This window comes from Clostridium fermenticellae, from assembly GCF_003600355.1.
Classification (GTDB): Bacteria; Bacillota; Clostridia; order Clostridiales; family Clostridiaceae; genus Clostridium_AV; species Clostridium_AV fermenticellae.
Genome location: NZ_CP032416.1, coordinates 2,212,605 through 2,231,850, shown reverse-complemented (window position 1 = coordinate 2,231,850; position 19,246 = coordinate 2,212,605). Strand labels below are relative to the sequence as shown.

Genomic DNA, 19,246 nt, shown 5'->3' with positions numbered 1-19,246 from the left:
ACTTTGATTTTAAATTTTCAATGTGTATTTATTTAATTAAATCCAATTACTCTTCTAGATAATGAATAACCAAGTAATATAATATTTCTTCCTAAAAGTCCCTTAAGCTGCATTAAAAGTCCTAAAGTTGATTTACTCACTTCTCTATACAAGCTCTTATTTTTATAATTTAAATAATTCCATAATTCATTTTTTTTATGTAAACTATCATCTGTATTTTCTTTTAACAGGAGTACGGTACTAACCGCCATCATCATTACTATATATTTAGTCATATATTTGCGAAGTTTTCTAGATCCTATAATCATAGGATTGTACGAGTCTATGAGTATTTTTGTAACTTTAATTTGCTGATCTATTCGTGAAATCATTACTTTTTCATTAACGGATTGATCTTCTCTTCCAATGAAGTATCTATATAGATCTACATTTATATAGTACATAGTTTTTACATAAGGAAGTGGTTTATATACAAAAATATTATCAACATAAAATGTGTGTTTTGGAAGCTCTAAATTACACTCTCTAAGGACATCTGTACGATATATAACAGAGTGCATTAATATATTTTGGCTATTTTTTAAATGACCTAGTTCGTCCCATGTAAATATTTTTTCTTCTGGCATTGCCCCTTTGTAGTTTATGCTTTTTGATCTATGAATAATGGCATTTTCATATACATAATTTGCAATAAGCATATCTACAGTTTTTGAAGTTTTTATTAAATCCTTTAATATACTAAGGACTTTCTTAAAGCTATCTTTATCAAACCAATCATCACTATCTAAGACTTTAAAATAAAGGCCATTTGAGTTTTTAAGGCCAGTTGTTACAGCATCACCATGGCCGCCATTTTCTTTATGAATTGTATAAACAATACCTGGATATTTTCTTTCATAATCTTTTGCGATTTTTAAGGTATCATCACCAGAACCATCATCTATAATTAAAATTTCCAAATCTTCGCTTCCAATTAGCAGAGATTCTATTGCTCTATCCATGTAATCTGCTGAATTGTAACATGGAATTACTACAGTAAGAACTTTCATCTATACCTCCTGATTAATAAATTTAAGTGTTTTATAGAGTTGTAAATGTAAAGATAGCTGCCAGGTTAATTCAGCTAGCATAACACCCCCTAAAACATCAATTAGAACATGTTGTTTTGTTACCAATGTAGAAATACATATCATTATAGCAACAAATAAAGAAAAATATCTATATCGTGAAGATACAGACTTACAATTTCTTAAACCAACAAAACAATACCAGCTAACTAAACAGTGAATAGAAGGAAAAAGATTGTTAGCCGGATCTATAGTATATAAAAATCTAAGCATGTCTGAAAAAATACCAGATGTAGTTATATCCGGTCTAATGTTAGTGGTAGGAAAAGTTATATATATAATACCACATATCAATTTTCCTAATAAATCTGCCATTAAAAAACGATAACAGTGATCTCTTCCTATTCTGCTTATAAGTATGTAATTGGCAATCCAAAATAGATAACTTCCAAAATAAATTAATACAAAAACTGGAATAACGGGAATTCTATTATCATAATATGAAGTTAAATCATGAAATACCCTATTTCCATAAAATAAACGTACTCCGGAATATATAGTGAAGTTAAAAATCACACATAAAATCAAGGGCTTGATAGAATATTTTGGTATATATTTATATATTTTATCTGTTATTTTCATTTTTTATTAAGTCCTTTTATTAATATAATTTATTTTAAGTATAATGTTTTGTAATGTATTAAGTCAATATATTACTTATCATTTAGAATGAATTCTCAAATTGTTCATATAGTTTTAATGAAATTACTGAAATAGTAACAAATATAACGTATATGCATAAAATACATTGATTATGATATTTTGGTTTGGAGGAATTATGTACATGCAAAATTATATATGTCCATTGGTTTATTATGATTACTACAGGAATAATGAGAGATATGATAATGATTTACAGACAGTTAAAGAGGCTATAGCTAATATAAAAGGTGGAGTATTGGCACCTAATATAAGTGGAACCGTTATATTTACAGATGTAGGGAATGGAACAGAGGTTTTTGTTGAGGTTAACGGGCTCCCTGAGTATAGTCCTGCATCACAAAATAAACCTCAAATTGGTCCATTTGGTTTTCATATACATCAGAATGGAAATTGCAGTGTTGGTGATGAAAAAGAACCATTTCCAGATACAGGAGAACATTGGAATCCAACCAATCAACCACATGGAAATCATGCAGGTGATTTTCCGGTCCTGTTTTCGAATAATGGATATGCGAAAATGATATTTTTTACAAATAAGTTCACAGTAGGTCAGATTATAGGAAAATCAGTAATTATACATGAAAGCCCAGATGATTATAGAACCCAGCCTTCAGGAAATTCTGGAAGAAAATTAGCCTGTGGAGTAATAGAACGAATGTATATGTAATGAAATAGATAAAATGATATCAATTTGGTATCATTTTATCTATTTTAAGATATAGTATATAAATTATTTTATGGAATTATTGAATCTTACATAATCCATATCTTTAGATAAAATATGACCAGATATCCATTTGATAAAGAAATTCAGTATGTCCATTAAGTATTCATCTTGATTATCATCTATATCATTAAGATTGGAGCTTCTGAGTTTTTTTATAAATTCTTCATGTTGTGATTTATGACTGATAAATTTATTATATTTTATATCGATTAAAAATTTTTCTTCTGTTGAAAAGTGATATTCACAATAATCTAATAGTTCATTTATTATTTCAACTACTCTATCATATTTGTCTGTAACCATATCATTTTTTAAAAGTTTATAAGATCTATTAGCAATTTTGAATAGTTCTTTATGCTGAGAATCTATAATTTCTATTCCAGTTTCATACTCTCTTTTCCATTCAAACATTTTTATTCCTCCTCATAATAAATTGTTATATAGGTTAATTATAACAAAATAAAAATAAAATACAATAATTGTTATCATTAAATAATTATTGTATTTTATTTTTATTATTACTCTAATTTTCTATAAAGATTAAATTCCTTTTCACTTGAACGAAATTTTTGAAATTGAGGGACTATCCTTTTAAAATGTTCACTATTGTTATGATTATTAATAGATTCCTGGTTTTCCCAATCCTCTACAAAGGTAAGTATAAAAGGGTTATTTATATCCTCAAACAAATTATATGCTATACAACCATCTTCTTTTCTACTTTTTTCTATTAATTCATTTGTAAGTTTTATAAATTCATCTTTTTTATTTGGTTTTATTTGATTTTTTGATATTATTCTTATCATTTTAATGCCCCTTTCGATTTTTGATTAGTTATATAAAATAATAATATATCCTGTAATATTTTTATTCAATATATATTATGGGTCAATTAGATATTATTTTTATGGGTATTTTTAATACAAAATTTAATACAATATGATATAATTTAATATATGTTAACAAGTTTACAAGCTTACAAGATATTATATAATTTAGGAGGAAAATTAAAATGAAGACTATAAAAATGAAATTGCTACTACCTATTGAAATATTAATTTTGGCAATTATAATTTCTCTAAGTGTTATAACATTAAAAATGTCATCTAATGCACTTGAAAATAATAATGGTAAGACTATGTCAAAAATTGCAGAAGAAGGAGCAGCAATTGTTTCGTCAAAAGTTTCAGAACAATTAAGTATATTAAAACAAATTGCAGCAAGTGATTCGATAATAGATAGTAGTAAGTCTGTAGATGATAAGCTTGCTGGATTAAAGGATGAAATTGAAAGAAATAGTTATATTAGTATTGCAATTATTGATTTAAATGGAAATGCAAAATATAGTGATTCAAAAACAGCAAATCTCTCAAATAGAGATTATTTTAAAAAGGCGCTTTCAGGCAAACCATGGGTTTCTGATCCCATTGTTAGTAAGGCAGATAAAAAATTAGTCGTCGTGTATGCTGTACCAATCAAAGAAAATGGTAATATAATTGGGGTTTTAGCAGCTGCTAAGGACGGAAATCATATAAGCAGTATTACAGATGACATAAAATTCGGGGATACTGGAACTGCTTATATGATATCGAATACAGGAGTTACAATAGCAAATACTAATAAGAATCTAGTAATTAAAATGTATAATGTAATAGAAAATTCTAAAAAGGATCCTGCCTTGAAAGAGTTTGCAAATATACAAAGAAAAATGATAAATAGGGAAAAAGGATATGGAATATATAAATATAATGGTCAGAATAAATTTGTTACATATGCACCGGTTTTAAACACAACATGGTCATTTGCCGTTGCTGTTGCCCAAAGTGAAGTGAATTCAGAACTTAATATTTTGACTAGATTTATAGTGATTTTTTCATGCATATTTTTAGTTTTGGCTTTTATAATTGTATATTTTATATCAGATAGCTTTTCTAAAAAGATAAAAAATGCTACTAATTATATAGTTACAATGGCTTCTGGTGATTTTACAAGTTCTGTATTAAAAGAAGAACTAAATAATGAAGATGAATTGGGTACAATGATAATGGCTGTTGACACTATGCAAAATTCTATAAGGGACATGCTTAAATCAGTGGTAAATAATTCAAATAAAATAGATAATGATTCTCAAAAGCTGTCGTCTATTTCAGATGAAATGAGTAAATCTTCAGAATCTGTTGCACTTGCTATTGAAGAAGTTACAAATGGTACAGGAGCACAAGCTCAAGATTTAGTTACTATAACTGAAATTTTAAACAGTTTTAGTCAAAATTTAGAGGAGATTATTAAAAAAATCAGAGATGTTGATAATAATTCAAAAGGAATTAGTTCCCTGGCTGGTAAAAGCAGTGAGCGAATACATGAGCTCTCAGAGTCTATTGCAAATACAATGGATACATTTAAAAATTTTGAAGCTACAATTAAAGAGTCAGGTGAAAATATAAATAAGATAAATGAAATAACTGATTTGATCAATTCTATATCAGAGCAAACGAATTTATTGGCATTAAATGCTGCTATTGAAGCTGCTAGAGCGGGTGAAGCTGGCAAGGGATTCTCTGTGGTTGCGGATGAAATAAGAGAGTTGGCAGAACAATCTAAAGAATCATCTAATAATATATCTAAAATAGTTTCAGATATTTATAGCCAAAATAAGATAATGATAAATTCAACTAATAAAGTTTCAGATGATTTAAATAAACAAGGTATCATTGTGGATAATGCATTAGATTCATATGAAAATATTATCAAGGCTGTGGATAATATTATTCCTAAAATTGAAGATATAAATAATTCTACAACTGAGATAAATGAAAGAAAAGAGAAAATTCTAAATAAAGTAGAATCTACATCTGCAGTTGCTGAGGAAGTCTCTGCATCCTCAGAAGAAATAAATGCATCTTCAGACGAAATGAGTAAATTGTCAGATGAGGTTTTAAATTCAGCTAATAATCTTACTAAAAGTACAAAAGAAATGACAGGTCAAGTTAAAAAATTCAAATTATGATTAATTTAAATGGCAATATGGAACGCAGTACAAAAGTTAGGTTCTAAAATAATAAAAAAGTTTAAAAAATAAATTACCGGCTAGAACTTGACACAAACCTTTAATCCTCTGTGCATTGAAAAAAGTAATTATACTGTATATGATATATATACAATATATATAGAATCAAATCCATATAATTAATTACTAAGAGGGGGAAAATATAAATGTCACAGGAAAGTAAAGGTAAAGCTTTCAAAAACATTATGGAAGTTATAACATCACCAGTTAAAGTTATGAATAACATTGAAGGCAATCCTAGGATATGGAGCTATTGGATAGTAATAACTGTTATTGAATTGCTTGTTATTTTAGTTGAAATGCCTAAAATTGTAGGGTATACTATTTTAAATGCACAGCAATCTGTAAATTTATCACAATCAGCAATATCTTTTGTGAAAATTAGTGCAGTGATCTCAGGAATAATTACTGCATTAATTGGACCAGCTTTAACAGTATTAATACTTAGTGTATTTATCAAAGTGATAACGTCAATTTTAAAGGAAAAGGGAAATTTTAAAAAATTATATTGTGTTAATTTAATTGCATACGTTCCTATTGTAATATCAAATATTTTAACTGCTGTGGTTATGATTTTTACTGAAGCTCAAAATATAAAGAATATATCGACAAGTTTTGCTGTATTTTTAAATTCATCAACAAATACTTTTATTTATAAATTGCTTTCACATATAGATATATTTTATATATGGAGTATAATATTATCATCAATAGGAACATCAGCTGTATTTAAAATTAGCATGAAGAAGGCTTTAATTATAAACTTTGGAATTTACATTTTATCAGTTATAATTATGATATTAGTTTAAAATCATTTGACTAAGTATACTAATTATATTTAGCTGTACACAACTGACATTATAGCTTATATAATGTCAGTTGTGTATTTATAAGATTCTTTTAAAAAGAAGTGAAATTTTCTACATTAATGTTATAATATAAGAGTACTATATTATTTAAAAATAATCTGTATATTATACCTAGAAAGGTGAGGAAAAATAAATGGAGTCTAAGTTTAAATCTATAAAAGGAAAGAAAAAATTAGCAATTATTGCATTTATTCTACTTGTAATTGTGATTATAGGTATAGCTTCCTACTCAAAAGCCAAAAAAAATGACATAAAAAGTGTTAATATATCTAGTGCCATTAAGAAAAATATAATTGAAAGTACTATTGTTTCTGGAACAATATCACCTAATTATAGAAATGAGATAACACTAAGTAATACTCAAAGGGTTGATAAAGTTTTGGTAACTGAGGGTCAGGATGTAAAAAAAGGTGATATTCTGGTCCAAATGGATTCATCTGAATATGAAAGCGAACTGAGCAAGGAAAAAGCTGATTTATCGAGTGCTCAAAATGCAATGTCACAAGCACAAACAGGTGTATCAAATTCGACAGATTCTATTAGATCTGAAATTGATAGTTTAAATGAGAAAATAGATGCATGTAATATAAAAGCTGATACTGATGGTAAAGTAGTAAAAGTTGATGCAAAAGAGGGACAAGTTCCACAACAAGGTGATAAAATAATAGTAGATGATACTTCTAAATACAAAGTTTCTGTTGATATGAGTCAATATGATGCTATGAAGGTATCAAAGGGACAGAAGGCTATTGTTAAGGTAAAAGGGAATGATAGTATGAAATATATTGGATCTGTTACTGATGTTGGACAGATAGCACAGACACAGACTGGCACTAATGTAACTCAAACTCAGCAGGATCCTAAAGTTAATGTCACTATAACACTTGATGGAGCTTCTGGTGATGATACTATAAAATCAGGTTATTCCGCTGATGTTGAAATTATATTTGATGAAAGGCAGAATGCAATTGCTGTTTCATCAGACAGTGTTAAAGAAGACAAAGGTACAAAGAAGAAATACGTTTATGTAGTAAATGATGAAAATAAGGTTGCTAAAAAATATATAAGGACAGGTATAGAAACAGATGATGCCATAGAAGTAATAGGTGGACTTAAACAGGGAGAAAAGTATGTAACAAATCCTCAAGATACACTTAAAGAAGGAGACACTGTAAAAGATGCTTCAAAGGTACAAGCAGGAGGGACCAAGTAGTGATAATTAAACTTGAAGATTTAGTTAAGGTGTATGATACTGGTTCTATAAAGCTTAAAGCTTTAAAGGAAGTCAATTTGCAAATTGAAAAGGAAGAATATGTGGCTATAATGGGGGCATCAGGGTCCGGGAAATCTACTTTAATGAATGTAATTGGATGTTTAGACAAGTTTACCGGTGGAAAATATTATTTAGAAGATACCGATGTATCATCACTAGATGACAATAGTTTAGCTGAAATAAGGAATAAAAAAATCGGATTTGTATTTCAAGCTTTTAATTTACTTCCAAAGCTTACAGCAATAGAAAATGTTGAACTTCCAATGATGTATGCTGGTGTACCGAAACATGAAAGAGAGAGCAGAGCAAAATTAGCATTAGATAGAGTTGGATTGTCTGATAGAATTAAACATAAACCAAATGAAATGTCTGGAGGACAAAAACAGAGAGTTGCTATTGCAAGAGCATTAGTTAATAATCCATCTATAATACTTGCTGATGAACCTACTGGAAATTTAGATAGTATTTCAAGTGAGGAAATAATGGGAATTTTTCAAGAGCTAAATGATGAAGGGGTAACTATCGTCATGGTTACACATGAACCTGATATAGCTATGCACACAAAGAGAAATGTAGTCTTTAAAGATGGCACTATAATCTCTGACAAACTAGTTGTAAGCAGAACTATAGTTAGGGGGAAGAAGTAATGAATATAGAGGAAGGTTTTAAATCTGCAATTCAGAGTATAAAGTCAAATAAATTGAGATCTTTTTTGACTATGCTTGGAATAATAATAGGAATATCTTCGGTAATCACTATAGTTTCTATAGGTGCTGCAGCGAAGGAATATATTGCAGGAGAGTTTCAAGGTATAGGCAGTAATGTGGTTAATGTCAACCTGAATCAGTATTCAGATAAACCTATAGAAAATAAAGATTATTTTACTATGGATGATGTTAACCTTATAAATAATAAGATACCTGAGGTTAAACAGGTTGTTCCAATGCTTTCGAGTGTAGGAAATTTAAAAGTTGCAAATAAGTCCAAGCGTGTTGAGATTGTAGCATCGGCAAAAGGATATGATGAGATTTCAGGTACGAAAATGGTCAGTGGAAGGTTTTTGAATGACCATGATGCAGAAATAAGATCGAGTGCGGCAATCATAGATGAAAAAACAGCTCAGAAGTTATTTCGTGGAACGGATAATGCACTTGGAGAAGATGTTATAGTTGAATCAGATAATGGAGAAACTAATCTGCATATAGTTGGTATATGTAAAGATTCTAGTTCAAACTTAGGTGAGGCATCGGAGAATGCACCTGGTCAGGTATTTATGCCTGTGACATCTGCGGATAGAATATTTGCAAATACAAATATAAGTTATATGTCAGTTATGCTGTCTGATATGAGTAAAGCGGATCAAATAAGTTCTAAGATAGTGAAGATTCTTGAAAGCAGGCATCAAGCTAAAGGAATCTACAGTGCGCAAAGTGGATTTAAGGGACTTGACTCTCTGAATAAGGTTTTAAATATTGTAACTGGTATACTTGGCGCGATTGCAGCTATATCACTCTTAGTAGGTGGAATAGGTGTCATGAATATCATGCTTGTATCTGTAACAGAAAGGACCAGGGAGATTGGAATAAGGAAGGCAATTGGGGCAAAAACCCGTGATATAAAAGTACAATTTCTTATGGAATCTATAATACTATGTCTTATAGGTGGAGCCATCGGTACTATATTTGGTATAACTGCTGGCAAGATTATTGGAGCTATATTGAAGATACATGTTCCGGTATCTATTGGAGTAATCCTTATAGCATTTTTATTTTCGTCAGCAATTGGAATATTCTTTGGATTGTATCCAGCAAGTAAGGCAGCAAAATTAGATCCTATTGAGGCTTTAAGGTATGAATAAAAAGATGCTGAATGGTGTTTATGAAAATAATTCATAAATAATAAAGTTAAAGGCGGTATTGTATGAGAAATTTGAAATTATCAATCCAGTATGATGGAAGTAAATATAAGGGTTGGCAGAAACAAAAAGAAGGGGTTTTAACTATACAGGGAAAACTCGAAAGTGTTTTAAGTAAAATGACAGGAGAGGATATACAGCTTATAGGATGCAGCAGAACTGATTCAGGAGTCCATGCATATGATTACACAGCCAATTTTCATACTGAATCAAATTTAAGTGTAGATGAGATGCTGGATTATATATATAAGTTTTTACCTGAAGATATAGTTGTAAAATCAATTAAGGATACCTCTGATAGATTTCATGCCAGGTATAATGCTAAATCAAAAACTTATATTTATAGTATAAATAATAATAGGTTTAGAGACGTTTTTGAGAGAAAATATGTATATCATATCGATAAGAAACTAGATGTTGAAGAAATGAAAAAGGCAGCTGAAATTTTAACTGGAACACATGACTTTAAAAGCTTTACAAGACTTAAGTCGAGTAATAAGTCGACTGTAAAAACTATAAATTATATAGATATAAGCGAAGATAATGGATTGATTTTAATAGAGATAAATGGAAATGCATTTTTATTAAATATGGTCAGAATAATTACAGGAGTTCTTATAGAAGCAGGACTTCATAATATAACTTCTTATGATGTAGAATTAATATTGGACAGAAAACAAAGAGATCAGACAATTCCAATAGCACCACCTAAGGGATTATGTTTAAAAAGTGTTCAATATTAAAAATTATATTTAAATCTAAGAATTAATTTATCCAAATAGACACATAATATTATTAATTATTTAAAGCACTTCATAATTTATGAAGTGCTCTAAATTTTTAGAGAGTAAAGAGGGAGAGTCAAATGTATAGAAAATTAAAATATACGACAGTATTGATAACTCTTTTAGTGTTTGTGTCGCAGGCAGTTACATCACAGACGTTAAACAATGCCAGAGCATTAGGAATTGATTCAGAATTAATAACATCTTTAGCTTCAAATAATAAATCTCTTGGTGGATTTAAATTAGTTTCTAGAAAATTTATACCTGATATAAAGTCTACTGTTTATGTTTACAAACATACTAAAAGTGGTGCTAATCTGATATATCTGGAAAATGATAGTGAAAATAAGATGATGTGTATAAACTTTCGTACACCTGCAAAGGATAACACCGGAGTAAATCATGTAATAGAACATTCTGTTTTAGAGGGCTCAAGGAAATATCCTGTTAAAGGTCTTATTAATCAACTTATGAAGCAATCAATGAGCACATATTTAAATGCATATACAACAGATAATGTTACAAGTTACCCTGTATCCAGTAAAAATGATAAAGACTTTCAAAATTTAATTAGTGTGTATTTGAATTCTGTATTTTATCCAAATGTATTAAAAGATAATAGGATATTTAAACAGGAAGGCATACGACTTGAATTGAATTCCCTGCAGGATGAATTAAAGTACAATGGAATAGTATATAATGAAATGAAAGGTGAATACTCCTCTCCTAAATGGATCTTGAATAAGGAAATTGAAAAATCACTGTTTCCAGATACATCATATAAATATGATTCTGGGGGTGTACCAGATAATATACCTGATTTGACTTACAATGAACTTATAAATACCTATAGAAATAATTATTGTCCATCAAACAGTTATTTTTATTTATACGGCAAGATGGATATTGAAAATAAGTTAAAATTTATAGGTGATAATTATTTAAATAAAATACCTAAAAAACAAGTAAATACGGAAATCCAGCTTCAAAAACCTTTCACTGAAATGGTACAAAAGGAAGTGCCATATCCTGCCCAAAGTGGAACAGATACTAAAAATAAAACTTACTTAACTTTAAATTATGTAATTGGGAAGGTTACAGATGATAAACTGATTAATTCATTTGATTATATTGCTGAACTTTTAGGTGGTTTGCCATCTTCACCAATTACAAAAGCATTAAAAGAAAATGGATTTGGTGAAAATGTGTCGGTTAAATTTGATGCAGATAGTGTTCAGCCGGTTTTAAGTATAACTGCCCAGGGTATTAATAAAAATCAAAAGGATAAATTTAAAAAGGTTGTTGAAACTACACTTCAAACAATAGTGAGAGATGGAATAGATAAAAATCTGTTAGATGCAGTTGAGAAGAGAGAAAAATATATTGGATCTGTTATGCAGGGAAATTATGAACTGCAGTATAATAACTTAATTATGATGAGTTGGATATATGGAGGAGAGCCGACAAAATATTTAAATGTTAATGCCAGCTATGAATATGCAAAAAGTAATGTTCAAAATCTTATAAAAAAGTATATGCTTGATAATAATCATTCATCACTTGTATTGCTTGTACCAGAACCTGAACTTGAGGAAAAAAATCAGATTGAGCTTAAAGAGAAATTAGCTAAATATAAGGAATCTATGTCTGAAAGTCAATTAAAGAACCTGATAAATGACACAAAAAAATTGAGAAAGTGGCAGGAAGCACCGGTATCTAGTAATAAATTAAAAACTATACCTTCATTATCACTTTCAGATATAAATAAAAAGGTTAAAGAATATAAAACTATTGAAAAAGATGATGCAGAAGTTAAAATTTTAGAACATCCAATAGATACAAATGGTGTTGATATTATAACCATGTATTTTGATACGACTACAGTTCCTCAGGATAAACTTGGATATATATGTTTATTGAAAAATATCCTGGGGAATATAGGCACAAATAATTATTCAGCGGAAAAATTAGAGGAGCAAAATATGATAAATGGTAATATGGAATTCTACATCAATTGTATTCCTAAAAATGGAGATAATAATTCATACTCACCTAAATTCTCTGCACAAGTATCAACAACAAAAGATAATTTATCATCATCACTTAATTTGTTAAAAGAAATTGTATTAAATTCTAATTTGAATGACAAATATAGATTGAGAGAAGTAATAAAAAATATAAAACTTAGTATTGAGGAATCGATGTTATATTCTGGAGACACAGTTGGGGCTCTAAAGGTACAATCCTATATGTCTGAGTATGGTAAATATAAAAATTATAATAATTATGGTATTTATCCTTTTATATGTGACCTGGATAAAAACTTTGAGAGTAAAAGTGATGAAATTGTTAATAATCTTAAAGAGGTTAAAGAAGAGATATTTAATAAAGATGGAATGATAGTAAGTTTTATCGGAGATGATGATGACTATAAAAGTTTTTCACAGCATAAATTCTATGGAATTTTATCTATATTTTCAGATAGAAAATTACCGACATATAAATATAAATTTAATAATTCAACAATAAACGAAGGAATTATTATACCTTCAAAAGTTCAATATGTATTTAAGGGTGGTGAACTTCAGAAATCCCAGTGTATGCAAAATGGTAAATATGAGGTACTGCAGAACATAATAAATAGTTATCTCTGGGATAATATAAGAATTAAAGGAGGAGCTTATGGAGCTGCATCGAGTATGAATAATGGTACAATATTATTTTATTCATATAGAGATCCTAATTTAAATGAAACTCTGGATGTTTTTGATAAAATACCGAATTACTTAAGAAAATTTAATGTAAGTGACAGGCAGATGAATAATTATATAATAAGTGCGGCTTCAAATATTGACAACAGATATAACTCGGCAAGTTCAGTTATAGGACCTGCAGGAGATGGAATTGTGGCAGATGAATTATATTTAAAAGGAGTAAGTCAAGCAGATCTTCAAAAACAGAGAGATGAATTAATATCCACTAAAAAGGAAGATATAATGGAGTTTGCAGATGTTATAGATAAGATATTAGAACAAAATTATATATGCGCTGTAGGTGAAAGTTCTAAAATAATTGAAAGTAATAGCAAGTTCAATGAGGTGAAGAGATTGCCTGATTTTTCCGTTGACAAAAACGATGAATGGTAATATATTATAAAAAGTATACTCATAAGGTATACTTTTGCAACCATATGTGAGGAGAAAATATATGAGAATAACACAGGAAGCAGACTATGCATTAAGAGTTGTATTGTACTTGACAAAGCTCGGATATGGGAATAGGGCAGATGCATCTAAAATTTCAGATAGTGAAAAAATTCCGTTAAGATTTTTATTAAAACTTCTGAGAAAACTTATAGCTTCAGAAATAATAATATCATATAGAGGAAAAAATGGTGGTTATTCATTAAAAAAATTGCCAAAAAATATTTCAGTTAAAGATGTCATAGAATCAATAGATGGATCCATTAGTTTAAACAGATGTGTCTTTGATCCAGAATATTGTTCGGCTAATAGATCTAAAACATGTGAACTTCATTTGGTTTTGGAAAAAGTAAATAATGAACTCAAAGAAAGACTTGGAAATATTAATTTTGAAGATATAAAAAATGGAATATGTTAGATGCAAAAATCCGTAAAACATCCACCTAAAGTTTCTTAAGGTGGATGATATTTTTTAGATATTTAGTTTTGAGATTACATACTTTTCAAATTCAAGTGAGGCTTCTTTATCCATGTTTTCTACTCCCTCAAGTTTATAACTGATGTTTAAATTTTTGTATTTGTTAAGTCCAAGTGTATGATAGGGCAGAATTTCAAATTTTTGAACTTTAGACAAATCAATGTGTTCTTTTATGAAGCATAATAGCTTATCCATACATTCATAGCTGTCTGTTATGCCAGGTAGTATAACATGTCTTAACCATATTTTGGAATTTGAGTTGTTTAATGCGTCTGCAAAGCTTAAGAATTCATTACTATTTCTTCCGGTTAAAGTCCTGTAGCCATCATCATCTGTACTTTTTATGTCAAGTAAAACAAGATCTGTATACTTTAAAATCTCGTCATACATTCCAATACCAAAGCCAGCTGTATCAATCGCTGTGTGTATATTAGATGCTTTACACAATTTTAAAAATTCAATTAAAAATTCAGGCTGCATGAGAGGTTCACCGCCAGAGCAGGTTACTCCACCGTCAGATTTTTCAAAATAAACTTTAAATCTTTCAATCTTTTTTAAAAGACTATGTGCGGTCATTTGAGTTCCTGAATTTAGTTGCCAGGTTTCAGGGTTATGGCAGAAAGCACACCTAATACTGCAGCCCTGAAAAAATACAACCACGCGTATTCCAGGTCCATCAACTAATCCCATTGTTTCTATAGAATGAATATTTCCCATATAAAATCCTCCCAAATAATTATAAATTAAATTCTCTCGTGGAAGGTTCTGTGTATTACTTCAAGCTGCTGCTCTTTTGTTAATTTTATAAAGTGAACAGCATAACCTGAAACTCTTATTGTAAGCGTTGGATACTTTTCTGGATTTTCTACTGCATCTAATAATGTTTCCTTATTCATTACATTGACATTTAGGTGATGGGCACCCTTATAAAAATATCCATCTAAGATAGCTGAAAGATTATTTATTCTGTTTTCTTTATCTTTTCCAAGTGCAGCTGGTACTATGGAAAAAGTATTGGATACACCATCCTGACATATTGATCGATATGGTATTTTTGCCACGGAATTTAATGATGCAAGGGCTCCATTTTTATCTCTTCCATGCATTGGATTAGCACCTGGAGCAAAAGGTTCTCCATCTTTTCTGCCATCAGGTGTTGTTCCTGTCTTTTTACCATACATTACATTTGATGTAATTGTAAGGGCAGAAAGAGTATGCTCTGCATTTCTGTATGTTTTATTCTTTCTAAGTTCATCTATAAATTTGCTTACTATTTCAACAGCTATATCGTCTACTCTGTCATCATCATTTCCATACTTAGGAAAGTCTCCCTGAACTTCAAAGTCAATTGCAATTCCATCTTCATTTCTTATAGGTTTTACTTTTGCATATTTTATTGCACTTAGTGAATCTGCTGCAACTGAAAGCCCTGCTACGCCGCATGCAAGAAATCTGTGTACGTCTGTATCATGCAGAGCCATGAGTCCTGCTTCATATGCATATTTGTCATGCATATAATGGATTACGTTAAGAGTATTTACATAGAGATTTGCAACATATTTCAGCACTTTGAAGTAGTTATCTTTAACTTCTCTGTAGTTTAAAAATTCTCCATCTAATTTCTTTATGTGAGGAACTACTTTTTCAAATTTTTTCTCATCAATTCCGGCATTTATTGCGTATAGTAATGACTTGGCGAGATTAGATCTTGCACCGAAAAACTGCATTTGTTTGCCTATCTGCATTGCAGATACACAACAGGCTATTCCATAATCGTCACCGTAAATTGGTCTCATTATATCGTCGTTTTCATACTGAATTGCATCAGTTTTTATTGACATTTTTGAACAATAACTTTTAAAGGTTTTAGGCAGATTTTGTGCCCAAAGCACTGTCATATTTGGTTCTGGAGCCGGTCCTAAATTTGTAAGGGTGTGAAGAAATCTAAAAGAGGTTTTTGTAACTAAAGTTCTGCCATCTATCCCCATACCACCTATTGCTTCAGTAACCCAGTTTGGATCTCCGGCAAATAGTTCATTGTATTCAGGAGTTCTAAGGTGTCTTTCAAGCCTTAATTTTATTACGAATTGGTCAATTAACTCCTGTGCCTCACTTTCAGTTATTATTCCAAGCTTTAGATCTTTCTCAATGTAGACATCTAGAAATGTTGAAACTCTTCCAAGGGACATGGCTGCTCCATTATTTTCTTTTATGCCTGCGAGGTATCCTAGATAAGTAAATTGGACAGCTTCTCTTGCATTAGATGCTGGGTCTGAGATATCAATGCCATATTTTTGTGCCATGCTTTTGATTTTCTTTAAAGCTTTAATTTGTTCAGAAACTTCTTCTCTTTGTCTTATTAAATCTTCGAGCATTTCTCCCTTTAATGTTTTTAAATCTCTTTGCTTTTCCTCAATTAAGAAGTCTATTCCATATAGTGCTATTCTTCTAAAGTCACCTATGATTCTGCCCCTTCCATATGCATCGGGAAGGCCTGTTAATAGTCCCACATGTCTTGCTATTCTCATTTCTTCTGTGTAAGCATCAAATACACCTTCATTGTGAGTTTTTCTATAGTTTGAGAATATTTCTTCCATTTCTTTGTCGATTTTGTATCCATAAGCATCAAGAGCTTGTTTTGCCATTCTTATGCCTCCAAATGGATTTACCATTCTTTTTAAAGGTGCATCTGTTTGAAGACCCAATATAGTTTCATTTTTTTTATCTATATATCCAGGGGCAAAGTTGTCTATACCTGATACTGTTTTTGTATCTACATCGAATACTCCACCTTTTTTTATTTCCTCTAGTATTAGGTTTTCACACTTTTGCCATAGACCTTTAGTTTTGGATGAAGCAGGTACCAGGAAATTTTCATCTCCAGTATATGGTGTATAATTCTTCTGTATAAAATTTTGGACATTGACAGATTCTGACCAAATTCCTTGATTAAAATCATTCCATTCTTTTTTCATAAAAGCATCCTCCCTTAAAACTATAGATATTTTTTACTAACATGATTTATAAAATTTGAATATGCATATTTCAAAATGTTGTTTAATATATTAAACAAAAAGACCGCCCGGGCTACTATTGCCCAGGCGGTCGGCTGCTAAAAATCGTACTCCCTGTGGTTATTCCACTTCCGCCGGTTATACGACTTTTTAAAATTCAATTTTAAGTACAAGCTAAAAATATCATAATTTAAAACCAATGTCAATACATAGTTTTAAATTATGATATAATGAAAAAATGTATAATAATTTTTACTTTTCAACTGGAGCAGAGATAGATCATGATATGTTAAAATTGAATAAAAATCTAGAATAAAATAGGTTTTTGAGTAAATGTAGAGACAATGTAAATTAATATTTGAAATATTCAAGATTTTATTTATAAAATTATTGTGATATGATTTCCATATCTTGACTCAATTTCTATAAATTTTAAACCTCTATACTTTTTTAAGATATCACAAAAAAATGAGTAATAACAGGATACTTATTGATGATGTACAAAATATGATATGTATAGGTACTGTTACTGAAGGCAAGGAGGCACTTCAGTATAACAGATAACTTATAAATTATTTTATATAAAGATTTTTATATTTCAATTTTATTAAAAAAATTATCTTACTGAAATTTGGATGCAAAATTTTTCACTTTTATCCATGCTGATTTTGTTTTTTGAAAATCTTCATAATGCTTTTTTACATTAGATGCATATAAATTAAGTTCAGAAAGTATGTTTAAAAATCGTTTGTCCTTAAAGTAATGGCAAATTTTAGGAACAACTTCATAAAGATTTTTTCGTATTATGTCTATAGTAATTTGATAGTTTTCCCTATTTGTAATATAAAGTAAAAGAGGCTTGTATCTTATCCAGCCAATGGAAGCAAGTAAAAATCTTGTTGCAATACTATCTGTATTTGGGATGACAGCGTGCAATTTATTTGGCAGTATACCTTTTAGTATATGCTGGTATTTAGAAAAACCATCATGAAAAGTATAATAGGGTACTTTCTTTACAGTGCATTTACTTAGGCAAGTACTCATAAATGTATCTTCACCTCTAGCGCCTGGTGGATTATAAAAAGGATATAGCTTATCTAATTCTTTTAGATTGAAACATAAATTTGAACCGGAAATAAATTTCATTCCATTTATTGCTTTAACGTTTTCTGTTGAATTTTTATTTATAACTTTAGGATCAGCATATGTAATTCCTCCATTGATCATCTTTTCTTTAATAGAATTCCAATTTATTATATCATTGCTAATTGATTTTATAAATATTTTAAAATCATTTTCTGTAAAGCTGCTGGTGAATTTTATAACTGGGATCGGAGAAATATATCCACACTGATAACCATAGGTTATATTTGAGTTTTTTATACTATTTATATGTGCTGATAATATATCTTGTCCTTTCCAAACTAACTCATTATTTATTTCTATAGGAGCTACAGGATATTCGTCATCGTCAATAAAAATTAAACAGTCCATCTTATACTTTATAGCAAAGTATAAAATTGTATTTCTTTTCATTGCATATCCTTCGCCAAATATAAGATTAGCCTCATCTAATGTTACTATATTATGTTCGGTCAGGTAATTAATTTCTTCTGATATTTTGTACTTGTCTATATAACATATTGAGTTGACTATATCAAGGACATTTTTGTCAGTTATAATATAGTCATTTATGTTTGTCTTTGTATACCCAAGATCAAAATTGACAAATAAATTTACATTAACCTTTTCACAACTAATTTGAGACTCATTTAAACTTTCGATATACGTTTTTACCAGACTTTTAAAGCTTTTACGCCCGGTAACAAATCCAATGCCTAAATTAATTTTCATAATCAAGTCCTTCCTTTCAAATAAATATTTATAAATTGTATACAGAATTATAATTTTTTAGAATATTTTAGATTATAGAATGTAGAGCCCTAAACTCCATAATAGAATAAGAAAAATTTGATAAGATTAAATAGTATACTATCTTTATTATATCATATGAGTTTTTACATTCAAATATATCATATGATTTTGCAGAGATTTAGCACCTAAATTCCAGTAAAAATTTTGTTTTTACTGGAATTGTATCCAATTACATTTATTTAAAGGGCTG

The 19,246-nt window shown here is 29.4% G+C and carries 16 protein-coding genes and 1 riboswitch; of the genes, 9 read left to right on the top strand and 7 right to left on the bottom strand.

Annotated elements, in window-relative coordinates; genetic code table 11:
* Nucleotides 1-32 precede the first annotated feature (32 nt).
* Entirely contained in the window at nucleotides 33-1,049 is a 1,017-nt protein-coding gene (locus D4Z93_RS10370) for a glycosyltransferase family 2 protein (protein ID WP_119973315.1), read from the bottom strand.
* A complete protein-coding gene (locus D4Z93_RS10365) occupies nucleotides 1,050-1,709 on the bottom strand; it encodes a phosphatase PAP2 family protein (protein WP_119973313.1) in 660 nt (219 codons plus the stop codon).
* 196 nt (nucleotides 1,710-1,905) lie between these two features.
* Between D4Z93_RS10365 and D4Z93_RS10360 the strand changes: the two genes are divergently transcribed.
* Nucleotides 1,906-2,457, top strand: coding sequence for a superoxide dismutase family protein (locus tag D4Z93_RS10360; protein ID WP_119973311.1), 552 nt, complete (start codon nucleotides 1,906-1,908; stop codon nucleotides 2,455-2,457).
* 63 nt (nucleotides 2,458-2,520) lie between these two features.
* Here D4Z93_RS10360 and D4Z93_RS10355 read toward each other — a convergent pair whose 3' ends face one another.
* Both D4Z93_RS10355 and D4Z93_RS10350 read right to left on the bottom strand, forming a co-directional pair.
* Nucleotides 2,521-2,928 (bottom strand): bacteriohemerythrin, encoded by a 408-nt coding sequence (locus D4Z93_RS10355; protein ID WP_119973309.1) that lies wholly within the window; start codon nucleotides 2,926-2,928, stop codon nucleotides 2,521-2,523.
* A gap of 107 nt (nucleotides 2,929-3,035) precedes the next feature.
* Nucleotides 3,036-3,323, bottom strand: coding sequence for a putative quinol monooxygenase (locus D4Z93_RS10350; RefSeq protein WP_119973307.1), 288 nt, complete (start codon nucleotides 3,321-3,323; stop codon nucleotides 3,036-3,038).
* A 206-nt stretch (nucleotides 3,324-3,529) separates the two neighbouring features.
* On the opposite strand from D4Z93_RS10350, the gene D4Z93_RS10345 reads away from it, so the two are divergent.
* The 8 genes from D4Z93_RS10345 (at nucleotide 3,530) to D4Z93_RS10310 (ending at nucleotide 14,047) form a co-directional block, all read left to right on the top strand.
* Nucleotides 3,530-5,524 carry a methyl-accepting chemotaxis protein gene (locus tag D4Z93_RS10345; RefSeq protein ID WP_119973305.1) on the top strand — a complete coding sequence of 665 codons (1,995 nt, stop codon included), beginning with the start codon at nucleotides 3,530-3,532 and terminating at the stop codon, nucleotides 5,522-5,524.
* A 206-nt stretch (nucleotides 5,525-5,730) separates the two neighbouring features.
* Complete coding sequence (locus tag D4Z93_RS10340) at nucleotides 5,731-6,393, top strand: YIP1 family protein (protein ID WP_119973303.1); 663 nt, start codon at nucleotides 5,731-5,733, stop codon at nucleotides 6,391-6,393.
* A 193-nt stretch (nucleotides 6,394-6,586) separates the two neighbouring features.
* Nucleotides 6,587-7,666, top strand: a complete 1,080-nt coding sequence (locus D4Z93_RS10335) for an efflux RND transporter periplasmic adaptor subunit (protein ID WP_119973301.1) — start codon at nucleotides 6,587-6,589, stop codon at nucleotides 7,664-7,666.
* The gene (locus tag D4Z93_RS10330) at nucleotides 7,666-8,373 is read left to right on the top strand and encodes an ABC transporter ATP-binding protein (protein ID WP_119973300.1); all 708 of its coding nucleotides are present in this window, start codon (nucleotides 7,666-7,668) and stop codon (nucleotides 8,371-8,373) included. The genes D4Z93_RS10335 and D4Z93_RS10330 overlap by 1 nt, the downstream gene beginning before the upstream one ends.
* Entirely contained in the window at nucleotides 8,373-9,584 is a 1,212-nt protein-coding gene (locus D4Z93_RS10325) for an ABC transporter permease (RefSeq protein WP_119973298.1), read from the top strand. The genes D4Z93_RS10330 and D4Z93_RS10325 overlap by 1 nt, the downstream gene beginning before the upstream one ends.
* 62 nt (nucleotides 9,585-9,646) lie before the next feature.
* The gene (gene truA / locus D4Z93_RS10320; protein WP_119973296.1) at nucleotides 9,647-10,384 is read left to right on the top strand and encodes a tRNA pseudouridine(38-40) synthase TruA; all 738 of its coding nucleotides are present in this window, start codon (nucleotides 9,647-9,649) and stop codon (nucleotides 10,382-10,384) included.
* Nucleotides 10,385-10,506: 122 nt separating this feature from the next.
* A complete protein-coding gene (locus tag D4Z93_RS10315) occupies nucleotides 10,507-13,572 on the top strand; it encodes an insulinase family protein (protein WP_119973294.1) in 3,066 nt (1,021 codons plus the stop codon).
* Nucleotides 13,573-13,633: 61 nt separating this feature from the next.
* Entirely contained in the window at nucleotides 13,634-14,047 is a 414-nt protein-coding gene (locus D4Z93_RS10310; RefSeq protein ID WP_119973292.1) for an RrF2 family transcriptional regulator, read from the top strand.
* 54 nt (nucleotides 14,048-14,101) lie between these two features.
* Here D4Z93_RS10310 and pflA read toward each other — a convergent pair whose 3' ends face one another.
* The 3 genes from pflA to D4Z93_RS10295 all read right to left on the bottom strand — a co-directional run bounded on the left by pflA (nucleotide 14,102) and on the right by D4Z93_RS10295 (nucleotide 18,975).
* The gene (gene pflA, locus D4Z93_RS10305) at nucleotides 14,102-14,824 is read right to left on the bottom strand and encodes a pyruvate formate-lyase-activating protein (protein WP_119973290.1); all 723 of its coding nucleotides are present in this window, start codon (nucleotides 14,822-14,824) and stop codon (nucleotides 14,102-14,104) included.
* A gap of 26 nt (nucleotides 14,825-14,850) precedes the next feature.
* Nucleotides 14,851-17,082, bottom strand: a complete 2,232-nt coding sequence (pflB, locus tag D4Z93_RS10300) for a formate C-acetyltransferase (protein ID WP_119973288.1) — start codon at nucleotides 17,080-17,082, stop codon at nucleotides 14,851-14,853.
* Nucleotides 17,083-17,195: 113 nt separating this feature from the next.
* Nucleotides 17,196-17,273: riboswitch (ZMP/ZTP riboswitch) on the bottom strand.
* 469 nt (nucleotides 17,274-17,742) lie between these two features.
* Nucleotides 17,743-18,975 (bottom strand): hypothetical protein, encoded by a 1,233-nt coding sequence (locus tag D4Z93_RS10295; protein WP_119973286.1) that lies wholly within the window; start codon nucleotides 18,973-18,975, stop codon nucleotides 17,743-17,745.
* Nucleotides 18,976-19,246 lie beyond the last annotated feature (271 nt).

Bases quoted from the DNA above. Each gene is read 5' to 3' on its own strand.
- D4Z93_RS10370 (WP_119973315.1), bottom strand. From the start codon at position 1,049: ATGAAAGTTCTTACTGTAGTAATTCCATGTTACAATTCAGCAGATTAC.
- D4Z93_RS10365 (WP_119973313.1), bottom strand. From the start codon at position 1,709: ATGAAAATAACAGATAAAATATATAAATATATACCAAAATATTCTATC.
- D4Z93_RS10360 (WP_119973311.1), top strand. From the start codon at position 1,906: ATGTACATGCAAAATTATATATGTCCATTGGTTTATTATGATTACTAC.
- D4Z93_RS10355 (WP_119973309.1), bottom strand. From the start codon at position 2,928: ATGTTTGAATGGAAAAGAGAGTATGAAACTGGAATAGAAATTATAGAT.
- D4Z93_RS10350 (WP_119973307.1), bottom strand. From the start codon at position 3,323: ATGATAAGAATAATATCAAAAAATCAAATAAAACCAAATAAAAAAGAT.
- D4Z93_RS10345 (WP_119973305.1), top strand. From the start codon at position 3,530: ATGAAGACTATAAAAATGAAATTGCTACTACCTATTGAAATATTAATT.
- D4Z93_RS10340 (WP_119973303.1), top strand. From the start codon at position 5,731: ATGTCACAGGAAAGTAAAGGTAAAGCTTTCAAAAACATTATGGAAGTT.
- D4Z93_RS10335 (WP_119973301.1), top strand. From the start codon at position 6,587: ATGGAGTCTAAGTTTAAATCTATAAAAGGAAAGAAAAAATTAGCAATT.
- D4Z93_RS10325 (WP_119973298.1), top strand. From the start codon at position 8,373: ATGAATATAGAGGAAGGTTTTAAATCTGCAATTCAGAGTATAAAGTCA.
- truA (WP_119973296.1), top strand. From the start codon at position 9,647: ATGAGAAATTTGAAATTATCAATCCAGTATGATGGAAGTAAATATAAG.
- D4Z93_RS10315 (WP_119973294.1), top strand. From the start codon at position 10,507: ATGTATAGAAAATTAAAATATACGACAGTATTGATAACTCTTTTAGTG.
- D4Z93_RS10310 (WP_119973292.1), top strand. From the start codon at position 13,634: ATGAGAATAACACAGGAAGCAGACTATGCATTAAGAGTTGTATTGTAC.
- pflA (WP_119973290.1), bottom strand. From the start codon at position 14,824: ATGGGAAATATTCATTCTATAGAAACAATGGGATTAGTTGATGGACCT.
- pflB (WP_119973288.1), bottom strand. From the start codon at position 17,082: ATGAAAAAAGAATGGAATGATTTTAATCAAGGAATTTGGTCAGAATCT.
- D4Z93_RS10295 (WP_119973286.1), bottom strand. From the start codon at position 18,975: ATGAAAATTAATTTAGGCATTGGATTTGTTACCGGGCGTAAAAGCTTT.